The sequence below is a fragment of the Streptomyces roseicoloratus genome (genome assembly GCF_004117935.1).
Taxonomy (GTDB): domain Bacteria; phylum Actinomycetota; class Actinomycetes; order Streptomycetales; family Streptomycetaceae; genus Streptomyces; species Streptomyces roseicoloratus.
The window spans coordinates 1-23,330 of record NZ_SDOY01000007.1; the positions used below are offsets into that span (position 1 = coordinate 1).

Annotated in this window: 18 protein-coding genes and 1 pseudogene; 11 read left to right on the forward strand and 8 right to left on the reverse strand. The window is 72.4% G+C overall.

The genetic code is table 11. The features are described from left to right. A pseudogene (locus tag ESG85_RS35565) lies at nucleotides 1-183 on the reverse strand (serine/threonine protein phosphatase); the annotation flags it as partial. Nucleotides 184-514: 331 nt separating this feature from the next. Continuing rightward, on the reverse strand, nucleotides 515-1,621 hold the full coding sequence (locus ESG85_RS00420; protein WP_128975982.1) for a LacI family DNA-binding transcriptional regulator: 1,107 nt from the start codon (nucleotides 1,619-1,621) through the stop codon (nucleotides 515-517). A 370-nt stretch (nucleotides 1,622-1,991) separates the two neighbouring features. Between ESG85_RS00420 and hisC the strand changes: the two genes are divergently transcribed. Next, on the forward strand, nucleotides 1,992-3,095 hold the full coding sequence (gene hisC, locus ESG85_RS00425) for a histidinol-phosphate transaminase (protein WP_128975983.1): 1,104 nt from the start codon (nucleotides 1,992-1,994) through the stop codon (nucleotides 3,093-3,095). A gap of 4 nt (nucleotides 3,096-3,099) precedes the next feature. On the opposite strand, the gene ESG85_RS00430 is transcribed toward hisC, so the two are convergent. Continuing rightward, a complete protein-coding gene (locus ESG85_RS00430) occupies nucleotides 3,100-3,489 on the reverse strand; it encodes a cyclophilin-like fold protein (RefSeq protein WP_128975984.1) in 390 nt (129 codons plus the stop codon). Between the two features lie 201 nt (nucleotides 3,490-3,690). Between ESG85_RS00430 and ESG85_RS00435 the strand changes: the two genes are divergently transcribed. The 4 genes from ESG85_RS00435 to ESG85_RS00450 all read left to right on the forward strand — a co-directional run bounded on the left by ESG85_RS00435 (nucleotide 3,691) and on the right by ESG85_RS00450 (nucleotide 11,987). Beyond that, nucleotides 3,691-5,199, forward strand: a complete 1,509-nt coding sequence (locus tag ESG85_RS00435; protein ID WP_128975985.1) for a cytochrome ubiquinol oxidase subunit I — start codon at nucleotides 3,691-3,693, stop codon at nucleotides 5,197-5,199. An 18-nt stretch (nucleotides 5,200-5,217) separates the two neighbouring features. Then, nucleotides 5,218-6,231 carry a cytochrome d ubiquinol oxidase subunit II gene (cydB, locus tag ESG85_RS00440; RefSeq protein WP_128975986.1) on the forward strand — a complete coding sequence of 338 codons (1,014 nt, stop codon included), beginning with the start codon at nucleotides 5,218-5,220 and terminating at the stop codon, nucleotides 6,229-6,231. A 29-nt stretch (nucleotides 6,232-6,260) separates the two neighbouring features. Further along, complete coding sequence (gene cydD, locus ESG85_RS00445) at nucleotides 6,261-10,136, forward strand: thiol reductant ABC exporter subunit CydD (protein WP_128975987.1); 3,876 nt, start codon at nucleotides 6,261-6,263, stop codon at nucleotides 10,134-10,136. A 120-nt stretch (nucleotides 10,137-10,256) separates the two neighbouring features. Continuing rightward, nucleotides 10,257-11,987 (forward strand): sensor histidine kinase, encoded by a 1,731-nt coding sequence (locus ESG85_RS00450; protein ID WP_128975988.1) that lies wholly within the window; start codon nucleotides 10,257-10,259, stop codon nucleotides 11,985-11,987. A 137-nt stretch (nucleotides 11,988-12,124) separates the two neighbouring features. Here the strand turns inward: ESG85_RS00450 and ESG85_RS00455 are convergent, their stop codons facing one another. Next, entirely contained in the window at nucleotides 12,125-13,003 is an 879-nt protein-coding gene (locus tag ESG85_RS00455; protein ID WP_128975989.1) for an HAD family hydrolase, read from the reverse strand. 465 nt (nucleotides 13,004-13,468) lie between these two features. Here ESG85_RS00455 and ESG85_RS00460 point away from each other — a divergent pair, with 465 nt between their 5' ends. Together ESG85_RS00460 and ESG85_RS34790 are read left to right on the forward strand one after the other, a co-directional pair. Next, nucleotides 13,469-14,362 (forward strand): LLM class flavin-dependent oxidoreductase, encoded by an 894-nt coding sequence (locus ESG85_RS00460; protein ID WP_128975990.1) that lies wholly within the window; start codon nucleotides 13,469-13,471, stop codon nucleotides 14,360-14,362. A gap of 297 nt (nucleotides 14,363-14,659) precedes the next feature. Then, nucleotides 14,660-14,812, forward strand: a complete 153-nt coding sequence (locus tag ESG85_RS34790) for a hypothetical protein (protein ID WP_164986126.1) — start codon at nucleotides 14,660-14,662, stop codon at nucleotides 14,810-14,812. Nucleotides 14,813-14,983: 171 nt separating this feature from the next. Here the strand turns inward: ESG85_RS34790 and ESG85_RS00465 are convergent, their stop codons facing one another. From ESG85_RS00465 to ESG85_RS00480, 4 genes are all read right to left on the reverse strand, one after another. Further along, the gene (locus ESG85_RS00465; RefSeq protein WP_128975991.1) at nucleotides 14,984-15,547 is read right to left on the reverse strand and encodes an RNA 2'-phosphotransferase; all 564 of its coding nucleotides are present in this window, start codon (nucleotides 15,545-15,547) and stop codon (nucleotides 14,984-14,986) included. Between the two features lie 95 nt (nucleotides 15,548-15,642). Then, the gene (locus tag ESG85_RS00470) at nucleotides 15,643-16,605 is read right to left on the reverse strand and encodes a MerR family transcriptional regulator (RefSeq protein ID WP_425471128.1); all 963 of its coding nucleotides are present in this window, start codon (nucleotides 16,603-16,605) and stop codon (nucleotides 15,643-15,645) included. A 143-nt stretch (nucleotides 16,606-16,748) separates the two neighbouring features. Continuing rightward, nucleotides 16,749-18,584 (reverse strand): SDR family oxidoreductase, encoded by a 1,836-nt coding sequence (locus ESG85_RS00475; protein ID WP_128975992.1) that lies wholly within the window; start codon nucleotides 18,582-18,584, stop codon nucleotides 16,749-16,751. Beyond that, on the reverse strand, nucleotides 18,584-19,444 hold the full coding sequence (locus ESG85_RS00480; RefSeq protein WP_128975993.1) for a M24 family metallopeptidase: 861 nt from the start codon (nucleotides 19,442-19,444) through the stop codon (nucleotides 18,584-18,586). Before ESG85_RS00480 ends, ESG85_RS00475 begins: the two co-directional genes overlap by 1 nt. 230 nt (nucleotides 19,445-19,674) lie before the next feature. Between ESG85_RS00480 and ESG85_RS00485 the strand changes: the two genes are divergently transcribed. Genes ESG85_RS00485 through ESG85_RS00500 form a run of 4 tightly spaced genes read left to right on the forward strand, consistent with a single transcriptional unit; the run spans nucleotide 19,675 to nucleotide 23,243 of the window. After that, nucleotides 19,675-20,631, forward strand: a complete 957-nt coding sequence (locus ESG85_RS00485; protein ID WP_128976023.1) for an ABC transporter ATP-binding protein — start codon at nucleotides 19,675-19,677, stop codon at nucleotides 20,629-20,631. Next, complete coding sequence (locus ESG85_RS00490; protein ID WP_128975994.1) at nucleotides 20,628-21,542, forward strand: ABC transporter permease; 915 nt, start codon at nucleotides 20,628-20,630, stop codon at nucleotides 21,540-21,542. The genes ESG85_RS00485 and ESG85_RS00490 overlap by 4 nt, the downstream gene beginning before the upstream one ends. Before the next feature lie 52 nt (nucleotides 21,543-21,594). Further along, a complete protein-coding gene (locus ESG85_RS00495; RefSeq protein ID WP_128975995.1) occupies nucleotides 21,595-22,509 on the forward strand; it encodes an ABC transporter ATP-binding protein in 915 nt (304 codons plus the stop codon). A gap of 14 nt (nucleotides 22,510-22,523) precedes the next feature. Continuing rightward, a complete protein-coding gene (locus ESG85_RS00500; protein ID WP_128975996.1) occupies nucleotides 22,524-23,243 on the forward strand; it encodes an ABC transporter permease in 720 nt (239 codons plus the stop codon). The last annotated feature ends 87 nt before the right edge of the window (nucleotides 23,244-23,330 follow it).

A 23,330-nucleotide genomic window follows, 5' to 3' on the forward strand; every position in this document is an offset into this window, starting at 1 on the left:
TGCGGCGTGCGGTGCCGGGGCGGTGGGAGGCGCCGGGGCGTCGGGCACCTCGGTCGGGAACGGCTCGGGCGCCTGCCCCTGGACGGGCACCCGCGCGTACGGAGGTACGCGGAAGTCACGCAACGTCGCCGTGCGCACCACGGGTTCCTGTCCGGCCCCCTGTGTCATCGACCCCTCCACCACCGTCGCGATGCCCTGCACATCGCGGACCGGCCTGGTCGTGGTGGTCCGCGGTGTCGTCCGCCCATCATAGGAATGAGGTTCCTCCTGTGTGACGCACCAGGGGTGGTGAATCCGGGTCCACTCCGGGTTCTCCGGTTGATTCGCCCGAATTGGGAAGGTCCAGGCCAGGGAACGGGCAGGGCCGCCCGGAGGTTTGGCCCTGCCCGTCCTCAGAGATGCGGCCCCCGCCCCGCACCTCTCGCCCCCTGGTCCACCCCTCGGGTCCCCCGGCCCGGACGCGCGGGTCCGGACCTGCGTCCGGACCCGCGTGCCCCGGGCACGCTCTCCAGGTTCAGTCCTTCGAGGGAGAGCGCGGCGGGCTCACCGTCGTCCGGGGCGAGCGTCGCTGTGAGGAGGTGCGGACGATGAGTTCCGTCGGTATCACCCGCTCGACGGGTCCGTCCGTCTCGATCCCCTCGATCGCGTCGATGAGGAGCTGGACGACGGCGGTGCCGATCCGGCGCGGTTTGAGCGAGAGGGTCGTGATCGGCGGTTCGGTGTTGGCGTAGACGGTCGACTCGCTGCAGCAGACGAGCAGCAGGTCGTCCGGCACCCGCAGCCCGTAGCGGCGCGCCGCCGCGAGCAGGTCGGTGCCGTTGGGGTCGAAGAGCCCGTACACGGCGTCGGGCCGGTCGGGTCGGGCGAGCAGCCGGTCGGCTGCGACGGCGCCCGCACAGGGGTCGTGCGCGGGGTAGGCCTCGTAGACGGGGTCCTGGCCGACCCGCTCGCACCAGTTGAGGTACGCGGTGGTGGAGAGCCGGGTGTAGGTGTCGGTGGTGGTTCCGGTGAGCAGACCGATCCGGCGGGCGCCGGCGGCGGCGAGGTGGTCGAGCAGGTCGAGGACGGCCGCCTCGTGGTCGTTGTCGACCCAGGCGGTGACCGGGAGGGTGCCGGCGGGGCGGCCGTCGGAGACGACGGGCAGCCCCTGCCGGACCAGCTCGGTGACGACCGGGTCGTGGTCGGAGGGGTCGATGACGACGGTTCCGTCGAGGGCGACGTTGGACCAGACGTCATGGCGGGATGTGGCGGGCAGGATGACGAGGGCGTAGCCGCGGGCGAGCGCTGCGGAGGTCGCGGCCCTCGCCATCTCCGCGAAGTACGCGAATTCGGTGAAGGTGAAAGGTTCATCCCCGTACGTGGTCACGGTCAGGCCGATGAGTCCCGACTTGCCGGTACGGAGGGTTCGGGCCGCCGCGGACGGGCGGTAGCCCAGTCTGTCGGCGACCTCGCGGACGTGACGGCGGGTGGCGTCCGGGAGCCGGCCCTTGCCGTTGAGCGCGTCGGAGACAGTCGTGATGGAGACCCCGGCGGCGGCGGCCACGTCCCGGATGCCCGCCCGGCCCTGCCGGCTTCCCCGGGTCTGTGCCCGGCTCACCTGGTGCTTCCCTGCTGCTGTCATGGCGAGCCGATAGTAGGGCGATGGGGGTGGGTTGGGCCGGTCGCATATGCACGCGTTGACAGGCACGTTTCTGCATGATCGACAACAGGGAAATGCCTTGGAAGTAAAGGAAGTTCAGGTCAGGGCCATAAGAGCTGCGGTCCTCCGTGCCCATGCGCCTGGTGAGGGTGCGAGGTCTCGAAGAGGTCTCAACTCACCTCTACGGGGGATGCGCGCCACGGCGCTCGCCACCGGCGCGCGCCACCCCTGGGCGCGCTCCCCCTGTGTCGGATACCGATCGCGGCACAGTTGTCCACAGCCCATTCGCAGACGAGCCGAATCCTCATAAGGTGAGGAGTATTGGCGGTACGGAAGGTCGAGGAGGACCAGAGTGAGCGAGACCAGCGGGACCAGCGGGACGAGCACGGGCCCCAGGCTGCGCGCCGTGCTGGACGGCGTCCCCACCTACAAGCCGGGCAAGCCGGCCGCGGCGGGCGGCCCGGTCGCCTTCAAGCTGTCCTCCAACGAGAACCCCTACCCGCCGCTGCCCGGCGTGATGGAGCGCGTGCTGGCCGCCGGCGCGAACTTCAACCGCTACCCGGACATGGCCTGCACCGGACTGATGGAGGAGCTCGCCGCCCGCTTCGGCGTGCCCGTCTCCCACCTGGCCACCGGCACCGGCTCGGTCGGCGTGGCGCAGTCCCTGCTCCAGGCCACCTCCGGCCCGGGCGACGAGGTGATCTACGCCTGGCGCTCCTTCGAGGCGTACCCGATCATCACGCAGATCAGCGGGGCCACCTCGGTGCAGGTGCCGCTGACCGACGGCGAGGTGCACGACCTCGACGCGATGGCGGCGGCGATCACCGACCGGACCCGGCTGATCTTCGTCTGCAACCCGAACAACCCCACGGGCACGGCGGTGCGCCGCGCGGAGCTGGAGCGCTTCCTGGACCGGGTGCCCTCCGACGTCCTCGTGGTGATCGACGAGGCGTACCGGGAGTTCGTCCGCGACACGGACATCCCGGACGGCATCGAGCTCTACCGCGACCGGCCGAACGTGGCGGTGCTGCGCACCTTCTCCAAGGCGTACGGCCTGGCCGGCCTGCGGGTGGGCTTCGCGGTCGCCCACGAGCCGGTGGCCGCGGCGCTGCGCAAGACGGCGGTGCCGTTCGGCGTGAGCCAGCTCGCGCAGGACGCGGCGGTGGCCTCGCTGCGGGCGGAGGACGAGCTGCTCGGGCGGGTCGGCTCGCTGGTGACCGAGCGCGAGCGGGTCCATGCGGGGCTCGTGGCCCAGGGCTGGACCGTGCCGGACACCCAGGCGAACTTCGTCTGGCTGCGGCTCGGCGAGCGGACCATGGACTTCGCGGCGGAGTGCGAGCGGCACGGCGTGGTGGTGCGGCCGTTCGCGGGGGAGGGCGTCCGCGTCACGATCGGTGAGTGCGAGGCGAACGACCTGTTCCTGAAGGCGGCGGAGGGCTTCCGCAAGGAGGCGTAGTCCGTCAGGAAGACGGTTCGTCGACGAGTTCCACGCGGATCGGGTCGCCGTCCCTGACGGTGGCCAGGATCCGCGGGTCGCCGTCCAGCACGCCCAGGATGTTGCACGGGCTCGCGAGCCGCGGCTCGCCGCCGCGCGAGATGGGTGTGGGGCCGTAGGGGAGGGCGAGCGCGTCGCCCTCCGTCCAGAAGGCGACCGTGCCCGGTGCGACGACCTGCCGGGCGCCGGACTCGACGGCGACGGAGACCGGAGTGTCGAAGTAGACCTCCTCGCCCCACGTCCGGGCGGTGGAGGCGATCGGGAGAGCCCCCACGAGCGCCGTGCTCGTGGGGGTTTCGTCGATGGTGGCGGTGGTGTGGCCGGCGGGCCAGGAGACGCGTATCCGAAGGGTCATGCCCGGGATTCAACAATATGTTGAAGGCCTTGGGAAGGTGTGACCTTCGGTACAGGCACCCCCCCTTTAGATACGGATTTCGTATGAGCAATAATGCTTGTGAATGTGAACGCGTTCACAAGCGCGTCCCGTTCCTCCCGTAATGGGTGGGAACAGCGGGGCAAACTGCCGATGTGCCACGGCGATGTAAGGAGAGACGACGTGGATCTAGCGTTGGCGCCGGAGACTCTGGCGCGCTGGCAGTTCGGTATCACGACCGTCTACCACTTCCTGTTCGTTCCGCTGACGATCTCCCTCGCCGCGCTCACCGCCGGCCTTCAGACGGCCTGGGTGCGCACGGAGAAGGAGAAGTACCTCAGGGCCACGAAGTTCTGGGGCAAGCTCTTCCTGATCAACATCGCGATGGGCGTCGTCACCGGCATCGTGCAGGAGTTCCAGTTCGGCATGAACTGGTCCGACTACTCGCGGTTCGTCGGTGACATCTTCGGTGCGCCCCTGGCCTTCGAGGCGCTGATCGCGTTCTTCTTCGAGTCGACCTTCATCGGACTGTGGATCTTCGGCTGGGACAAGCTGCCGAAGAGGATCCACCTCGCCTGCATCTGGATGGTGTCGATCGGCACCGTCCTGTCCGCGTACTTCATCCTCGCGGCCAACTCCTGGATGCAGCACCCGGTCGGCTACCGGATCAACGCCGAGCGGGGGCGGGCCGAGCTCACCGACTTCTGGCAGGTGCTCACCCAGAACACCGCCCTCACCCAGTTCTTCCACACCATGACGGCGGCCTTCCTGGTCGGCGGCGCCTTCATGGTCGGCATCTCGGCCTTCCACCTGGCGCGCAAGAAGCACGTTCCGGTGATGCGCACCTCGCTGCGGCTCGGCCTGATCACCCTGATCATCGCCGGTCTCGGCACCGCCGTCAGCGGTGACCTGCTCGGCAAGGTCATGTTCAAGCAGCAGCCCATGAAGATGGCCGCGGCCGAGGCCCTGTGGGACGGCGAGGCGCCGGCCCCGTTCTCCGTCTTCGCCTACGGCGACGTCGACAAGGGCCACAACAAGGTCGCCATCGAGATCCCGGGCCTGCTGTCCTTCCTCGCCAACGACGACTTCAGCTCGCACGTGCCCGGCATCAACGACATCAACAAGGCCGAGCAGGAGAGGTTCGGTCCCGGCGACTACCGGCCCAACATCCCGGTCGCCTACTGGGGCTTCCGCTGGATGATCGGCTTCGGCATGGCCTCGCTCGCCCTCGGCGTCGCCGGGCTCTGGCTGACCCGCAAGAAGTTCATGCTGGCGCCGGGGCTGCGGACCGGTGAGGACGAGGTGCCGCATCTGGTCCTGTTCAAGCGGAAGGCGCTCAGCCCCCGTCTGGGCAGGTGGTACTGGATCGTCGCCCTCTGGACCATGGCCTTCCCCCTGATCGCCAACTCCTGGGGCTGGATCTTCACCGAAATGGGCCGGCAGCCCTGGGTCGTCTACGGGGTGCTGCGCACCCGTGACGCCGTCTCCCCCGGTGTCTCCCAGGCCGAGGTGCTGACCTCGATGACCGTCTTCACGCTGCTCTACGCCGTCCTCGCCGTGATCGAGGTCAGGCTGCTCGTGAAGTACGTGAAGGCCGGCCCGCCGGAACTCACCGAGGACGACCTCCATCCGCCCACCAGGATCGGCGGGGACACCCGTGACCCCGACCGGCCCATGGCCTTCTCGTACTGAGGCTCAGGAGATCGAGGCATGGAACTCCACGACGTCTGGTTCGTACTCATCGCCGTCCTCTGGATCGGCTACTTCTTCCTCGAGGGCTTCGACTTCGGGGTCGGCGTCCTCACCAAGCTGCTCGCCCGCGACCGGGCCGAGAAGCGGGTGCTCATCAACACCATCGGCCCGGTCTGGGACGGCAACGAGGTGTGGCTGCTCACGGCGGGCGGGGCGACCTTCGCCGCTTTCCCCGAGTGGTACGCGACCCTCTTCTCGGGCTTCTACCTGCCGCTGCTGATCATCCTGGTCTGCCTGATCGTCCGCGGTGTCGCCTTCGAGTACCGGGTGAAGCGGCCCGAGGAGAACTGGCAGCGCAACTGGGAGCACGCCATCTTCTGGACCTCCCTCGTCCCCGCGTTCCTCTGGGGCGTGGCCTTCGGCAACATCGTGCACGGGGTGAAGATCCAGGAGGTCGGCGGGAACCTCGAGTACGTGGGTGGCTTCGGGGACCTGCTCAACCCGTACGCCCTCCTCGGCGGGCTGGTCACGCTGACCCTGTTCACCTTCCACGGCGCGGTGTTCACGGCGCTCAAGACGGTCGGGGACATCCGGGGCCGGGCGCGCGCGCTCGCGCTGAAGCTGGGTCTGCTCACGGCGGTGCTCGCGCTCGGCTTCCTCCTCCGGACCCAGCTGGACAAGGGCGACGGCTGGAGCCTGGCCGCGATGCTGGTCGCGGTGGTGTGCCTGGTCGGTGCGATCGGCGCGATCCGGGCCGGGCGCGAAGGCTGGTCGTTCGCGCTCTCGGGCGTGACGATCGCGGCCGCGGTGGCCATGCTGTTCCTGGCGCTCTTCCCGAACGTCATGCCGTCGTCGCTCGACCCGGCGTGGAACCTGACGGTGACCAACGCCTCGTCGAGCCCGTACACGCTCAAGATCATGACGTGGTGCGCGGCCATCGCCACTCCGCTGGTGCTGCTCTACCAGAGCTGGACCTACTGGGTGTTCCGTAAGCGGATCGGCACGCAGCACATCGCGGAAGCGGCACACTAGCCGTCGCTCAGCAGGGGAGCATGTTTCACGTGAAACCGATCGATCCACGACTGCTGCGTTACGCCCGGGCCACCCGCTTCTTCCTCCTGGCGGTGGTCGGACTCGGCCTCGTCGGGGCGGGGCTGATCGTCGCCCAGGCGATGCTCATCGCCGAGGTGGTGGTCGGGGCCTTCCAGAAGGATCTGTCGGTTTCCGGGCTCACCACGCCCCTGCTGCTGCTCGCCGCGGTGGCGGTGGGCCGGGGACTGGTCTCCTGGCTCACCGAGCTCGCCGCCCACCGCGCGAGCGCGGCGGTCAAGTCCGAGCTGCGCGGCCGGCTGCTCCAGCGGGCGGCGCTGCTCGGTCCGGGATGGCTCGGCGGGCAGCGGGCCGGTTCGCTGGCGGCGCTCGCGACCCGGGGCGTGGACGCCCTGGACGACTACTTCGCCCGCTATCTGCCCCAGCTGGGGCTCGCGGTCGTGGTGCCGGTGGCGGTGCTCGCCCGGATCGTCACCGAGGACTGGATCTCGGCGGCGGTCATCGTGGTGACGCTGCCGCTCATCCCGGTCTTCATGATCCTCATCGGCTGGTACACCCAGGCCCGGATGGACCGCCAGTGGAAGCTGCTGTCCCGGCTCTCGGGGCACTTCCTCGACGTGGTCGCCGGGCTTCCCACCCTCAAGGTCTTCGGCCGGGCGAAGGCCCAGGCCGAGAACATCCGGGCGATCACCGCCGACTACCGGCGGGCGACCATGCGGACGCTGCGGATCGCGTTCCTCTCCTCCTTCGCCCTGGAGCTGCTCTCGACGCTGTCGGTCGCGCTGGTCGCGGTCGGCATCGGCATGCGGCTCGTGCACGGCGGCCTCGACCTGTACACCGGTCTCGTCATTCTGATCCTGGCGCCCGAGGCGTACCTTCCGCTGCGGCAGGTGGGCACGCAGTACCACGCGGCGGCCGAGGGGCTCGCCGCCGCCGAGGAGATCTTCGAGGTCCTGGAGAGCCCGCTGCCGGCCGGCGGTACGGGGCCGGTGCCCGCGTCCGTACGGCTCGAGCTCGACCGGGTGACGGTGCGTCACCCGGGCCGGGCCGCACCGTCCCTGGACGCCGCCTCGCTCACCGTCGAGCCGGGCGAGACCGTGGCCCTGGTCGGTCCGAGTGGCGTCGGCAAGTCCACGCTGCTCGACGTGGTGCTGGGCTTCGCGACCCCGGAAGGTGACGCGGAGGGCCGGGTGGATCGCGGTGCCGACGGCGGCGCGGCCGGCGGCGCGGAAGCCGGAACGGCGGGCGGAGCCGCGGGCGCCGCGGCCGGCGGGGTGCGGGTCGGCGGGGTGCGGGTCGGAGGGGTGGATCTCGCCTCGCTCGACCTGGAGGAATGGCGCTCCCGGATCGCCTGGGTGCCGCAGCGGCCGTACCTCTTCGCCGGGACGATCGCCGAGAACGTGCGTCTGGCCCGCCCGGACGCCTCCGACGCGGACGTGCTGCAGGCCCTGCGGGACGCGGGCGCCGACGGCTTCGTCGCCGAACTGCCGGACGGCGCCGACACCCTGCTGGGCGAGGACGGTGCCGGGCTCTCGGCGGGCCAGCGGCAGCGGCTCGCACTGGCGCGGGCGTTCCTGGCCGACCGGCCGCTGCTGCTGCTCGACGAGCCGACCGCCGCGCTCGACGGCGAGACCGAGGCCGCCGTCGTCGACGCCGTCCGGCGCCTCTCCGCCGGCCGGACCGTCCTCCTGGTCGTCCACCGTCCGGCGCTGCTCGCCGTCGCGGACCGGGTGGTCCGCCTCGCTCCGGCGGACGGCCACCCCGAGCTCACCGGCGCCGCCGGGACCGCTGCCGCCGCCTCGGTCGCCGCGGCCGCGCCCGCCCTCACCGCGGCGGGCCCCCACGTGGCCGGCCCCCACGTGGCCGGTCTGCTGCCGGACGGCTCGCCCCTTCCCGCCGGGGACGGGGCTGGGACCGTCGGTACGGCTCCGGCCGGGGACGGGGCAGGGACCGTCGGTACGGCTCCGGCCGGGGACGGGGCCGCCGGGGCGCGGGGCGCACGGCCCGGGACCGACGACGTTCCGGACGTACGGGACCAGGCGCCCGGGCGCGGGACCGTACGGGAGAACGGCGCGGACCGCGACCCCGCCGCCGGGGACGACTTCGCCCGCGTGCGGGCCATGGCCGGGCGGCTGCGAGGGCGGATGGGGCTGGCCCTGCTGCTCGGAAGCCTGGCGCTCGGGTCGGCCGTCGGGCTCATGGCCGTGTCCGGATGGCTCATCTCGCGGGCGTCCGAACAGCCGCCCGTGCTCTACCTGATGGTCGCCGTCACCGCGACCCGCGCCTTCGGCATCGGCCGGGCCGTGTTCCGCTACGCGGAGCGGCTGGTCTCGCACGACGCCGTGCTGCGGATGCTTGCCGACCTGCGGGTCGCCGTCTACCGACGTCTGGAGCGGATCGCGCCGGCGGGGCTGCGCCGCACCCGGCAGGGCGATCTGCTGGCCCGGCTCGTGCAGGACGTCGACGCCCTCCAGGACTACTGGCTGCGCTGGCTGCTGCCCGCGGGTGCCGCGCTCGTGGTGGGCGCCGGATCCGCCGGGTTCCTCACCTGGCTGCTGCCCGAGGCCGGTGCCGTGCTCGCCGTGGGCCTGCTGGTCGCCGGGGTCGTCGTGCCGGTGGCCGGGGGCGCGCTCGCCCGGCGGGCCGAGCGGCAGCTGGCGCCCGCGCGCGGCGCGCTGACCACCGCCGTCGTCGACCTGCTGCGCGGCTGCGCCGAACTCACCGTGGCCGGGGCCCTGAAGGGCCGGGTCGAGCGCGCCGGGGCGGCCGACCGCACCCTCACCGGCATCGCGTCCCGGCAATCCGCCGCTGCGGCGTTCGGGGCCGGTCTCTCCGCCCTGGTATGCGGCCTGACCGTCGTCGCTGCCGCGCTCGTCGGGGTGCAGGGCGTCCGGGACGGGCGCCTGGACGGGGTCGCGCTCGCGGTCGTCGTGCTCACGCCGCTCGCGGCCTTCGAGGCGGTCACCGGACTGCCGCTCGCCGTCCAGTACCGGCAGCGGGTGCGGCGCAGCGCCGAGCGGGTCTTCGACGTGCTCGACGCGCCCGTCCCCGTACACGAGCCGGAGGTGCCCGCCGCTCCCCCGGCCGAGCCGTTCCCGCTGGAGGTGGCCGGGCTGTCGGCGCGGCACGCCGGGCAGGACCGGCCCGCGCTCGTGGACTTCGGGCTCACCCTGGAGGCCGGCCGCCGGGTCGCCGTGGTCGGCGCCTCCGGGTCCGGCAAGACGACGCTGGCGCAGGTGCTGCTGCGGTTCCTGGACGCCGAGTCCGGCACGTACCGGATCGGCGGGACGCCCGCGGCGGACCTCGACGGCGACGACGTCCGCCGGCTCGTCGGGCTGTGCGCGCAGGACGCCCACCTCTTCGACAGCACGCTCCGCGAGAACCTGCGGCTCGCCAGGACCGGCGCGAGCGACGAGGAGCTGCGCGAGGCGCTGCGCCGGGCCCGGCTCCTCGACTGGGTGGCCGCGCTGCCCGAGGGACTCGACACGCTCGTCGGCGAGCACGGCTCGCGGCTCTCCGGCGGCCAGCGGCAGCGGCTCGCGCTGGCCCGCGCGCTGCTCGCGGACTTCCCGGTGCTGGTCCTCGACGAGCCGGCCGAGCACCTGGACCTGGCGACGGCCGACGCGCTCACCGACGACCTGCTGCGGGTCACGGAGGGCCGCACCACCGTCCTGATCACCCACCGGCTGCGCGGGCTCGACGCCGTCGACGAGGTGGTGGTCCTGGACCGCGGCCGCACCGTGCAGCGCGGGCCGTACGCCGAACTCGCGGCGGCCGAGGGGCCGCTCCGGCGGATGCTGGAGCAGGAGCGGGCGTCCGATCTGCTGCTCGCTCCCGCGGGCGCCGGCGGACGGGTCGGCACCGGAACCCCTGGGGGCGCCGGCTGACCGGGCCACACCGGATCCCCTGGGGGCGCCGGCTGACCGGTCCACACCGGCGCCCCCGTGGCGGACCGCCCCCACAGCACCCGACTTTTCTCTCCAAAAAGGACTAACTAGGCTCAGCCCATGACCGCCGCCGTGCCCGACGCCCCGGAACCGCCCGCCTCCGTGGACCCGCTCGAAGCCGCGACCCAGGCCACGCGCAGCCTGCACGGACTGTCCACCGAGCTCACCGCACGGGTGCCGCAGCTCCTGGAAGCGATGCGTTCGGTCGGCACCGGCCTCGAACTGCACTCCACGCTCGACCGGATCTGCGAGACCGCGGCGGAGCTCGCCGACGCCCGCTACGCCGCCATCGGCGTCGTGGACGAGGAGGGCGACGGGCTTTCCGACTTCGTCACCCACGGCGTCGGGGAGGAGACCGCCCGCCGGATCGGGCGTCGGCCGGACGGGCACGCGGGGCTGCTCGGGGCGCTCATCCGCGAGCCGCAGACGATCCGGCTCGCCGACCTGTCGGCGGATCCGCGCGCGGCCGGCTTCCCGCCCGGCCATCCGCCGATGAAGACGTTCCTCGGCGTCCCCATCCGGGTCCAGGGCGAGATCTTCGGCAACCTCTACCTCGCCGAGAAGAACGGCGGCGGCGAGTTCACCGAGTACGACGTCCACATGGTCCGGGTGCTCGCCACGGAGGCCGGCATCGCCATCGGCAACGCCCGGCTCTACGAGGCCGCACGGCAGCGCGAACGGTGGATCGACGGCTCGGTCGCCGTGACCACCGCCCTGCTGTCCGGCGGCGACGCCGACGACGCGCTCTCGGTGGTCGCCGAGCAGGCCCGCCGGCTCGCCGACGCGGCCGCCGGCATCGTGCTGCTGCCGGCCGAGGAGGGCGGCCTGGAGGTCGTCGCGGTCTCCGCACCCCGCGCGGACCGGTCGCTCGGCCTGGTGATCCCGCCCGAGAGCGCGGTGGTGGAGCAGCTGATGGAGGGCGAGGCGGTGTTCATCACGGACGCCTCGACCGACCCGCGCATGGTGCACAAGCAGGCCGCCGAGTACGGGCCGTCGATGCTGCTGCCGCTGCAGAGCGGCGGACGGGTGCTGGGCGCCCTGGCGACCCCGCGGGCCCGTGGCGAGCGGCAGTTCACGGAGGCCGAGCGGACGCTGGCCACGCAGTTCGCCTCGCAGGCGGCGCTGGCCCTGATGATGGCCGAGGCGCAGCGCGACCGGGAGCGGCTCGCGGTCTACGAGGACCGCGACCGGATCGCCCGTGACCTGCACGACCTGGTCATCCAGCGGCTCTTCGCCACCGGGATGATGCTGGAGAGCGCCCAGCGCAGGTCGGTCGTCCCGGCCGTGCAGGAGGGCGTCGGCAAGGCGGTGGACGAGCTGGACGTCACCATCCAGGAGATCCGCACCGCGATCTTCGCGCTCCAGCAGGGGCCCGCGGAGGCGCCCTCGGGACTGCGCACCCGGGTGCTGCGGGAGATCAACATGGCGGCCGTGCCGCTCGGTTTCGCACCGTCCCACCGCTTCGTCGGGGCGATCGACGCGACGGTCGGCGAGCTCACGGGCAAGAACCTGATCGCCGCGCTGCGCGAGGCGCTGTCGAACGCCTTCCGGCACGCCGGGGCCACCCGGATCGAGGTGGTCGTGGACGCCACCGTGACCCTCCCGGACGGCACCCGGGGCGTGCGGCTCTCCGTCGCGGACGACGGCGTCGGCATTCCCGAGGGCGGCCGCCGCAGCGGACTGCGCAACCTGGCCCGCCGCGCCGAGTCGCTCGGCGGCGCGAGCTGGTGCGCCCCGGGCATCGGCGAGGCCGGCGGCGGCACGACGGTGATGTGGGAGGCCCCGCTGTAGGGGGCCGACGGGCCGGTGTCAGGGGTGCGCTGGGCCTCGTCCGGGGCGGGGCCGGTGCCAGCGGGGGCGTCCGGCCTCGTCCGGGGCGGGGCCGGTGCCAGCGGGGACGTGCAGCCTCGTCCGGGGCCGGGCCGGTGTCAGCGGGGGCGTGCGGACCCGGCCTCGGCCTCGGTCTCGGCGACCAGGCGCTCGATGACGACGGCCACCCCGTCCTCGTTGTTCCCGGTGGTACGGCCGGAGGCGGCGGCGATCACGTCCGGGTGGGCGTTGCCCATGGCGAAGGAGCGGCCCGCCCAGCTCAGCATCTCGATGTCGTTCGGCATGTCGCCGAAGGCCGCGACCTCGGCGGGCGTGATGCCGCGCTCGGCGCAGCAGTGCGCCAGGGTGGAGGCCTTGGAGACACCGAGGCCGCTGATCTCGATGAGCGCGGTCGGGCTGGAGCGGGTGAAGGACGCCAGGTGGCCGGCGGCCTCGCGGGCGGTGGCGAGGAAGGCGTCCGGGTCGAGCTCCGGGTGCTGGGCGAGCAGCTTCAGGACGGGCGCCGCGGCGCCCGGCGTCTCCTCGAAGAGCAGCTTCTCGGCGGTGGCGACGGTGGCGCCGGGGTCGAGGAAGAAGGGCGGGTACTCCGGCTCGTAGTGGATGCCGGTGGTGAGTTCGACGGCGAAGCTGGTGCCGGGGGCGGCGGCGCGCAGGGCCTGGACGACGTCGAGGGCGACCGGGCGCTCCAGGGGCCGTACCTCCAGGAAGGTTCCGCCGGAGTGCAGGTCGACGACCGCGGCGCCGTTGGCGCAGATGGCGAGCCCGTGGCCGTGGACGTGGGCGCTGACGACGTCCATCCAGCGGGCCGGACGGCCGGTGACGAAGAAGACCTCGATGCCGGCCCGCTCGGCGGCGGCGAGCGCGGCGACGGTGCGCTCCGACACGGACTTGTCGTCCCGCAGCAGGGTGCCGTCGAGATCGGTGGCGATCAGCCGGATGGCCGGGGCTTCGGAGAGCTCGGAGCGAGGAGAGGTCACCGCACCATTCTTCCGCACTTCGTGCACGGGCGTGCGAGGGGGCGCACATCTGAGTGACCGGATGTGCGCCCCGCGTCAGCGTCTCGGTGTGACGGGTGCGCCGGTGAGGACCAGTGTGGCCGGTGGGGCGGACCGGTGGGGGGCGGGGGCCCGCCGGAGGGCGTCCGCCGGGCTGGGAGAGCGCCTCCGTGGCGATCTCCCCGAAGACGCCCTGGTCGGCGGCGAACTCGGAGTCGGGGATGGGCCAGTGGACGACGATCTCGGTGAAGCCGAGCTCCTGGTGCCGGCCGGCGAGGTCGACGGAGGCGTCGAGCGAGCGCGGGACGGTGTTGTTCTCCGTCGTGGAGCCCGGTCGGAAGGATCTTGTCCGATTCCGTCGCGTCCCGGCCGATGTCCGCGCACGCCTTGCCGAGCTTCTCGACTCGGCATATCCGTGACAGCGGAGGTCCGCGTATCGTCGAGGTCATGCGTCTGGGCACGGTGATCCTCCCCACCCACCGGTGGAGCGAGGGACAGAAGATCTGGCGGCGGGCCGAGGAACTCGGCTTCCACGCCGCGTACACGTACGACCATCTCTCCTGGCGGAGCTTCCGGGACGGGCCGTGGTTCGGTGCGATCCCCACGCTGACGGCGGCGGCGACAGCAACGCAGAGTATGCGTCTGGGTACTCTCGTCACGTCGCCCAACTTCAGGCACCCCGTGACGCTGGCCAAGGAACTCATCTCGCTCGACGACGTCTCCGGAGGGCGGATCACTCTCGGCATCGGGGCCGGCGGCAACGGCTTCGACGCCACCGTGCTGGGCCAGGAGGCCTGGACTCCCAGGGAACGGGCCGACCGGTTCGGCGAGTTCGTGCCGCTGCTCGACCGGCTCCTCACCGAGGAGTCCGTCACCCACCGCGGGACCTTCTACTCGGCGGACGAGGCCCGGAACATCCCCGGCTGCGTCCAGCGGCCCCGGCTGCCGTTCGCGGTCGCGGCGACGGGGCCGCGCGGGCTGAAGCTCGCGGCCCGCCACGGGCAGGCCTGGGTGACGACCGGCGACCCGAAGCTGTACGAGGAGGGGACCCCGGAGCAGTCGGTGTCGGCCCTGCGCGGCCAGGTCGAGAAGCTCGGCAAGGCATGCGCGGACATCGGCCGGGACGTGGCCGAGCTGGACAAGATCCTGCTGACCGGCTTCACGCCGGACCGGGGACGGCCGCTGGAGTCCCTGGACGCCTTCGTCGACTTCGCCGGCCGCCACCAGGAGCTCGGCTTCACCGAGATCGTGATCCACTGGCCGATCCCGGACTCGGACTTCGCCGCCGACCAGGCTGTCTTCGAACGGATCGCCACCGAGGCCGTCGCCGAACTCGGCTGAGCTGACATCGGAGCAATCGGAGCAATCGGAGCATCCCAAGTCGCGCTCTGTATGCATGACTTGGGGAAATCGCCCGGGACCGGGAGGGCAGCACCGATGGAGTGAAGGGGCCGGCCCGGCTGTCCAGTGAGCACACGGAGGGCGCCCGATGACCAGGGGAACGCCTCTCGAGACGGCTGTGGACACGGAGGCCGTGGCCCGCTCCGTCGCCACCGAGCACGGGCTGACACTCCATGGGGCCCGCCCCCGAGCCTGGACACTCCGGCGGTCCTGCTGTACCGGCTGGACACCTCGATCATGCTCGCGCTGGTCTTCCACAGCGTGACCCCGGACGCCGAGCGCGCCCAGGTCCTCACCGCACGGGCGGCGCACCTGCTTGCGCAGCTCCATGCCGCCGTGCGCCCCGCGGACACCACCGGTTCGTCCCACGAGCGGGGGAAGCAGCGCTGACGTCTTGCCGGGTGCGGGCGAAAGGCTCTCTGCTCCGGCTGCGTTACGTGCCCCCTGTGGATGATCAACCAGCGCGGCTCCTCCTCGCCGCCGATGCCGGGTTCGGCACATGGGCCGGCCGCCGCGGTCGGCGCGGTGGGCGGGTCATGGGGTGAGGGGGCGTGGCCGGGGTCAGACGGGGAAGCGGATGTACCGCGGGGGCACCGCGGCGGTGAGCCAGACGCCGTTGGCGCTGACGTGGAAGACGTGGCCGGCCCGGTGCATGGCGCCGGCGTCGACGCTCAGCACCACGGGACGGCCGCGGCGGGCGCCGACCCGGGTGGCGGTCTCCCGGTCGGGGGAGAGGTGCACGTGGTGGCGGGCCATGGGGCGCAGGCCCTCGGTCCGGATGGCGGGGAGCCGGGCGGCGACCGTACCGTGGTAGAGGTACGCGGGCGGTTCGGCGGGCGGCAGGTCGAGGTCGACCGGGACGGTGTGGCCCTGGCTGGCGCGGATCCGGGTGCCGTCGACCGCGAAGCGCTTCTTGTCGTTGGACGCGACCACGTGGTCGAGCTCGGCGCGGGTGATCGGGAAGCCGTGGCCGGCGGCGGCCTCGAGGAGCGCGTCGATCTCGGTCCAGCCGTGCGGGTCGAGGACGAGGCCGATGCGTTCGGGCTGGTGCCGGAGATGCTTCGAGAGGTATTTCGACACGCGCACGGTGCGTCTCTCGTCCGGCGTGCGTTTCTCGTCATTCATGGATCCATTGAAGCCGTGGGTTTGGTCCACAGCCAAGTGGGTTTATCCACAGGCTAGTTGGCGATCTTGTGGACAACTGGGCAGAGATGTCGCGGCTATTGGCCGACTTGGTCATCATGAGCGGTATTTGAGGCAAGTGTATCCAATGTCCTTGTCTGTACCTCTCGTTCCGCCGCCGCCGTGACGAAAGCCGCCACGTTTTCTTGGCCAACGAGCCGCTCCACGGCGCGAATCGTCTCGGGAGGCAGGGGCACCGAGCGCGGCTCGCGTTCGCCGAGGACGGCCGCGTCGGGCGACAGGTGGTACTGGAGGTGCCGGTTCGCGAAGATCCGCATGGCGCGGGCCAGTTCGGCGTCGACCGTCTGCTGCGCGAGCGGCCGGAGCCGGCGCACCAGGGTCGTCGCCTCGGCCGCTTCGGCCTCCGTCGGAGGCCGGTGCTCCAGATAGCGGGCGAAGACGTGCTCGGCGGTGAACTCCAGGAAACGGGCGGCGATGTGCTCGACCTGGCCCCGAAGTTCCCTCAGATGACCGGTGATCGCGGAGAGCGGGACGCCGGCCGCGTACAACTCGGCGGCCACGGCGAGCTCTTGGGGGCTGGGGACGAGGTACTCCTCGGTGTCCCGGTCCGGGATGCGCTCCAGCACGCCGAGCTCGATCGCCTCGCGGACGGCGTCCTCGTCGGGAGTGCCGCCGAAGCGGGCGTCCAGCTCGGCGCGGGAGATCCGGTCGGCCTCCTCGTCCGTCCACGGGCCGTCGACCTCGGCGACCAGACCGAGTACGCCGCCGAGCCCGCGCCCGGCGTCCCAGGCCTCCAGGAGCTCCTTGATGGAGGCCAGGGTGTAGCCGCGGTCGAGCAGGTCCGCGATCTGCCGCAGCCGGGCCAGATGGGTGTCCCCGTACACGTTCGACCGGCCGCGGCGCTCCGGGCGGGGCAACAGACCGCGGTCCTGGTAGGCGCGGATGGTCCGGACGGTGGCCCCGCTGTGATGGGCCAGGTCCTCGATCCGGTACTCCGGCTGTGCCGACGCCGACTGCTCGGACAATCCCGCTCCCACCACTCGCTCCTCTCGCCGTCGAGGGATCGTACGACCCGCCCCCCGCCCGCCCCGCCCGGGCCCCGCCGGCCCCGCCCGCGCCCGTCGCGGCGGTCCGGCCCGGGCCCGTCGCGGCGGTCCCGCCCGGACCGGGCCGATCCCGCCCCCTACGCCGGGGGCTTCACCCGGGCCAGGGCACGCAGCATGCGCGGGGAGAGCCGGGACAGCAGGTGGGCGCCGCGGGCCTCCGGCGTGACCGGGACGACCGCCTCGTCGCGGAGCACCGCGCGCAGGATCGCGTCCGCGACCTTCTCCGGCGGGTAGTTGCGCAGTCCGTAGAGCCGCGAGACCTTCTGCTGCCGCCGCTTCTCCTCGGCGGGGTCCGTCACCCCGGCGAACCGCGCGGTCGACGTGATGCCGGTGTTCACGATGCCCGGGCAGATCGCCGAGACGCCGATCCCCTGTTCCGCCAGCTCGGCCCGCAGGCACTCGCTCAGCATCAGCACCGCCGCCTTCGAGGTGCTGTACGCGGGCAGCGCGCGGGACGGCTGGAAGGCCGCCGCCGAGGCCGTGTTGACGATGTGGCCGCCCTGGCCGCGCTCGGCCATCTGCGCCCCGAAGACGCGGCAGCCGTGGATCACGCCCCACAGGTTGACGTCGAGGACCCGCTTCCACTCCTCGCTCGTGGTGTCCAGGAACGCACCGGTCAGCCCGATGCCGGCGTTGTTGACCAGCACGTCCACCACGCCGTACTCGCTCGCGACCCTCGCGGCGAGCTTCTCCATCGCCTGCTCGTCCGCGACGTCGACGGTCTCCGCCCACGCCTCGGGCGCGCCGATGAGCCGGGACATCTCCGCCGTACGGGCCGCGCCCTCGGCGTCCCGGTCCACCGCCACGACCCGGGCGCCGGCCTCCGCGAAGGCGAACGTGGTGGCGCGGCCGATGCCGCTGGCCGCGCCGGTCACCAGGACCAGCCGGCCGCCGAACCGCTCCGCGTACGCGGGACGGACCGTGCCCGCGGCGGCCGGCTTCGCCGCCCGGGCCGCCGGGTCCTCGTTCGCCTCGACGAACTCGGCTATCCAGGCCGCCAGTTGATCGGGACGCGTGCGCGGCACCCAGTGCTTGGCGGGCAGGGTGCGCCGGGTCAGGTCCGGCACCCAGTGGGCCAGGTCGTCGTAGAGCCGCTCTGACAGGAAGGCGTCGCCCGTGGGCGTGATCAGCTGCACGGGCGCGTGCGCGAAGGCGTCGGCCCGCGGCCGGGCCAGCCGGGAGCGGACGTTGTCCCGGTAGAGCCAGGCGCCGTGCGCCGCGTCGCTCGGCAGGGAGGACGTCGGGTAGTCGCCGGCGGGAACGCGCTCCAGCCGCTCCAGGAGCCGCGGCCAGCGCTTTCCGAGCGGCCCGCGCCAGGCGAGCTCGGGCAGCACGGGTGTGTGCAGCAGGTACACGTACCAGGACTTGGCGCCCTGGCCGAGGAGCTGGCCGACGCGGCGCGGGGTGGGCCGGGTCATCCGGCTCTTGATCCAGTGCCCGAAGTGGTCGAGCGACGGTCCGGACATCGAGGTGAAGGACGCGATCCGGCCCTCGGCGCGCGGCACCGTCACGAACTCCCAGGACTGCACCGAGCCCCAGTCGTGCCCGACGAGGTGGACCGGCCGGTCCGGGCTGACCGCGTCCGCGACGGCCAGGAAGTCGTCGGTCAGCTTCTCCAGGGTGAAGCCGCCCCGGAGCGGGACCGGCGCGGTCGACCGGCCGTGGCCCCGGACGTCGTACAGCACCACGTGGAAGCGGTCGGCGAGCCGTCGGGCGACCTCCGACCAGACCTCCTTGGAGTCCGGGTAGCCGTGCACGAGCAGCACCGTCGGGCGGCTCGGGTCGCCCAGCTCGGCCACGCACAGCTCGATCCCGCCCGTGCGGACCCGGCGCTCCCGGGCCCCGTCGAGGCCCGCAGCCGTCGCCGGGCCCCTCTTCGTCCCCGTCACCGTCTCCCCGGTCTTGCCCGCCATCAGGCCGCCGTCCCTTCCTCGTTCCAGCGCCGCACGTGCGGCAGGTCGTCGTCCAGCCAGAACGCGCTCTGCTCGGGGTCCCGGGAGTCGGTGACGACCAGGATCTCCTCGAACTTCGCGCCCGTCCCCCGGAAACCGAGGTGCGGTTCGACCGCCCACAGGCCCGGCCGGGGCGGGTGGTCGGAGAACGTGTACGGGGACCACAGCGGCGACCAGCCCTCGCGGTGGCCGTGCAGGGCGTCGCTCGCCAGGCCCTTGAGCGCCTGGGTGCCGAAGCCGAACAGCGTCGGCGACCAGCGGCGCTCCTTCACCCGGTCGATCTTGTGGGCGATCACGCCGAACGGATAGGCCCGGTGCCGGTTCGCGTATCCCTGGCGGACCATGAGCCGGTCCACGTCCTGGTAGATCTCGCGCAGCGGGCGGCGCTCGCGCACCTCGCGCAGGATCAGCTCGCGGTGCTCCCTCAGGTCGGCGAGCAGCTTGTCGTGGACCGGGTTGAGGCCCAGGCAGCCCGAGTAGCCGACGTCCGCCGTGTGGCCGCGGTGGACCGGGGCCATGTCGAGGATGAACGGCATGCCGGGCTCGAGCCGCCGGTTCGTCGGGAAGAACTGGAGCGGGACCTTGAAGCCGACGAAGGCCGTGCGGTCCCCGAACCAGGCGAAGGGCCGGTGGAACCAGTCCCGCACCCCCCGCGCGTACAGCCACTCGCGCTGCATCCGCGCCGCCTCGCGCTCGGTCACACCCGGCCTGAGCTGCGCCGCGACGGCCTCTGCGCACGCGTACGCGAGCCGCTGGACGTCTCTGAACCCGCGCAGCTCCGCGGTGAGTTCGCGCGTCACTGCCGTACCTGCCGATGTCATGGCCACCCGCCCGTCCCGTGTGAGCGCCCGACTGCGCTACGCGTCCGTAACTTGCCATCGATGAATGTGACAATGCGCGGCGGCTGCGTCAAGAGGTGTGCACGGGCCTGGGGAAAACGAGACCTTGGTCGCGGCTCCCTTACGGGTTCGTACATCTGGAGTCGGACACGGACCGAGCCGTTGGGCTGACGACTGCTGTGGCCCACGCCACTACCGTCGTAGGCGTGACTGTGATCGCGACCGAAAGCCTCAGCAAGCGGTTCCCCCGGGTGACCGCTCTCGACCGGCTCTCCCTGGACATCGGGCCCGGTGTGACCGGACTGGTGGGTGCCAACGGAGCCGGCAAGTCCACCATGATCAAGATCCTCCTGGGTCTGTCCCCGGCCACGGAGGGCCGCGCCGAAGTCCTCGGACTCGACGTCGCGACCTCCGGCCCGCAGATCCGTGAGCGCGTCGGCTACATGCCGGAGCACGACTGCCTGCCGCCCGACGTCTCGGCCACCGAGTTCGTCGTCCACATGGCACGCATGTCCGGCCTGCCCGCCACCGCCGCCCGCGAGCGGACCGCGGACACCCTGCGCCACGTCGGCCTGTACGAGGAGCGCTACCGCCCGATGGGCGGCTACTCGACCGGCATGAAGCAGCGCGTGAAGCTCGCGCAGGCGCTGGTGCACGACCCGCAGCTGGTCCTGCTCGACGAGCCGACCAACGGACTCGACCCGGTCGGCCGCGACGACATGCTCGGCCTCATCCGCCGGGTCTGGACGGACTTCGGCATCTCGGTCCTGGTCACCTCGCACCTGCTCGGCGAGCTGGAGCGCACCTGCGACCACGTCGTCGTCATCGACGGCGGCCGGCTGCTCCGCTCCAGCTCCACCAGCGACTTCACCCGCTCCACCACGACCCTCGCGGTCGAGGTCACCGACTCCGACGCCCACCCCGACGGCACGGAGGCGCTGCGCGCGGCCCTCACCGCCGCCGGCGTCGCCCTGCACCCGGGCGTGGAGGACGGCCTGCCGGGCGCCGGGCACATCCTGCTCCTGGAGGCCTCCGGCGAGGAGACCTACGACCTCGTCCGCGACACCGTCGCCGGCCTCGGCCTCGGCCTGGTGCGCATGGAGCAGCGCCGCCACCACATCGCCGAGGTCTTCACGACGCAGCAGCAGGAGGAGGTGCCGGCGCGATGAGCACCCAGGCCCCCGGGCCCGTCCAGGCCCCCGAGGACAGCCGGATCCACAACATCGGCTACCGCAGCTACGACGGACCGCGGCTCGGCCGCGCCGCCGCCCGCCAGGCGCTGTTCTCGCAGTCGCTGCGCGGCGCGTACGGTCTCGGCCGCAGCGCCAAGTCCAAGGTGCTGCCGATGCTGCTGTTCGCGGTGATGTGCGTGCCCGCGCTGATCATCGTCGCGGTCGCCGTGGTCACCAAGGCCTCGAAGCTGTCGATCGAGTACACGCAGTACGCGGTCTTCCTCCAGATGGTCATCGCCATCTACGTGGCGTCCCAGGCCCCGCAGTCCGTCTCGCGCGACCTGCGCTTCCGGACCGTGCCGCTGTACTTCGCCCGCCCGATCGAGCGCGCGGACTACGTCCTCGCGAAGTACGGGGCGATGGCCTCGGCGCTGTTCCTGCTCACGGCCTCCCCGCTGCTGATCCTCTGGATCGGCTCGCTGCTCGCCAAGATGGACTTCTGGGAGCAGACGCAGATGTTCGGTCAGGGACTCGTCTCGGTGGCGCTGCTGTCGCTGCTGTTCGGCGGCATCGGCCTCGTCATGGCGGCCCTCACGCCGCGCCGCGGCTTCGGCGTCGCCGCCGTCATCGCCGTCCTGGTGATCTCCTACGGTGCGGTCACCACCCTCCAGGGCATCGCGTACGGCACGGAGAACGTCGGCGCCGTCAAGTGGATCGGCCTGTTCTCGCCGATCACCCTCATCGGCGGCGTGCAGGACGCCTTCCTCGGCGCGCCCACCCAGGCGCCGGGCGGGGAGGCCGCGGCGACCGGCACCGCGGCCGGCGTGGTCCATCTGCTGGTCGTCCTCGCGCTCATCGCCGGCTCGTACGCCGTGCTGATGCGCCGCTACCGAAAGGTCGGGCTGTGATGGCCGCCCTCCCGTCGCCCACCACCACCTCTCCACAGAACGGGCCGCGCCGATGAGCACTCTTACCGTCGACCACGCCTCGCGCTGGTTCGGCAACGTCGTGGCCGTCAACGACGTCACCATGACCGTCGGCCCGGGCGTCACCGGCCTCCTGGGCCCCAACGGCGCCGGGAAGTCGACCCTGATCAACATGATGGGCGGCTTCCTCTCGCCCTCGACCGGCACCGTCACCCTCGACGGCGCGGCGATCTGGCGCAACGAGTCGGTCTACCGGCAGATCGGTGTCGTCCCCGAGCGCGAGGCGATGTACGACTTCCTCACCGGACGCGAATTCGTCGTCGCCAACGCCGAGTTGCAGGGCCTCGGCGACGCGGAGGCCCAACGGGCCCTCGCCACGGTGGAGATGGAGTACGCGCAGGACCGCAAGATCTCCACGTACAGCAAGGGCATGCGGCAGCGCGTGAAGATGGCCTCGGCCCTCGTCCACGAGCCGTCGGTGCTGCTGCTCGACGAGCCCTTCAACGGCATGGACCCGCGCCAGCGCATGCAGTTGATGGACCTGCTGCGCCGCATGGGCGCCGACGGACGCACCGTGCTGTTCTCCTCGCACATCCTGGAGGAGGTCGAGCAACTCGCCTCCCACATCGAGGTGATCGTCGCCGGACGGCACGCGGCCTCCGGCGACTTCCGCCGCATCCGCCGGCTGATGACCGACCGCCCGCACCGCTATCTCGTCCGCTCCAGCGACGACCGGGCACTGGCCGCCGCGCTGATCGCCGACCCGTCCACGGCCGGCATCGAGGTCGAGCACGGCGCCGAGGGCGGACTGCGCATCCAGGCCGTGGACTTCGGCCGGTTCACCGAACTGCTGCCGAAGGTCGCCAAGGAGCGCGGCATCCGGCTGCTCACGGTCTCGCCCTCGGACGAGTCCCTCGAATCCGTCTTCTCGTATCTCGTAGCGGCCTGAAAGGAGCCTGACCGATGTACAACCCCACCGTCGCCCGGCTCACCTACCGGGCCCTCCTCGGCCGCCGGCGGGCGCTGATCCTCTTCGCGCTGCCCGCGCTGCTCATCCTGATCGCCGCCGCCGTCCGCGCCTTCAACGGAGCCGACGACCAGGTCGCGGCCGACGTCCTCGGCGGCTTCGCGCTCGCCACCATGGTGCCGCTGATCGGCGTGATCGCCGGCACCGGCGCGATCGGACCGGAGATCGACGACGGATCGATCGTCTACCTCCTCTCCAAGCCCGTGAAGCGGCCCGAGATCATCTTCACCAAGCTGATCGTCGCCATCGCCGTGACGATGGTCTTCTCGGCCGTGCCCACGCTGATCGCCGGCTTCGTCCTCAACGGCAACGGGCAGCAGGTCGCCGTGGCGTACACGGTGGCGGCCCTGGTGGCCTCCATCGCGTACAGCGCGCTGTTCCTGCTGCTCGGCACGGTCAGCCGGCACGCCGTGGTGATCGGCCTGGTCTACGCCCTGGTGTGGGAGACCCTGTTCGGCTCCCTCATCGAGGGCGCCCGCACCCTCAGCGTCCAGCAGTGGGCGCTGGCGCTGGCCGAGAAGGTCACCGGCGACAGCCTGATCAGCTCCGACGTGTCCCTGCCGACGGCGGTCACACTGCTGGCCGCCGTCACGGTCGGCGCGACCTGGTTCGCCGGCCGCAAGCTGCGCACGCTGACCCTGGCGGGCGAGGAGTAGCGGGCACCCGGGACCGCCGGCACCGACTCCCGGCACCCGGCCCGCCGTCCTGGCCCCGGCCCGCCACCCGGCGCCCGTCACCAGGCC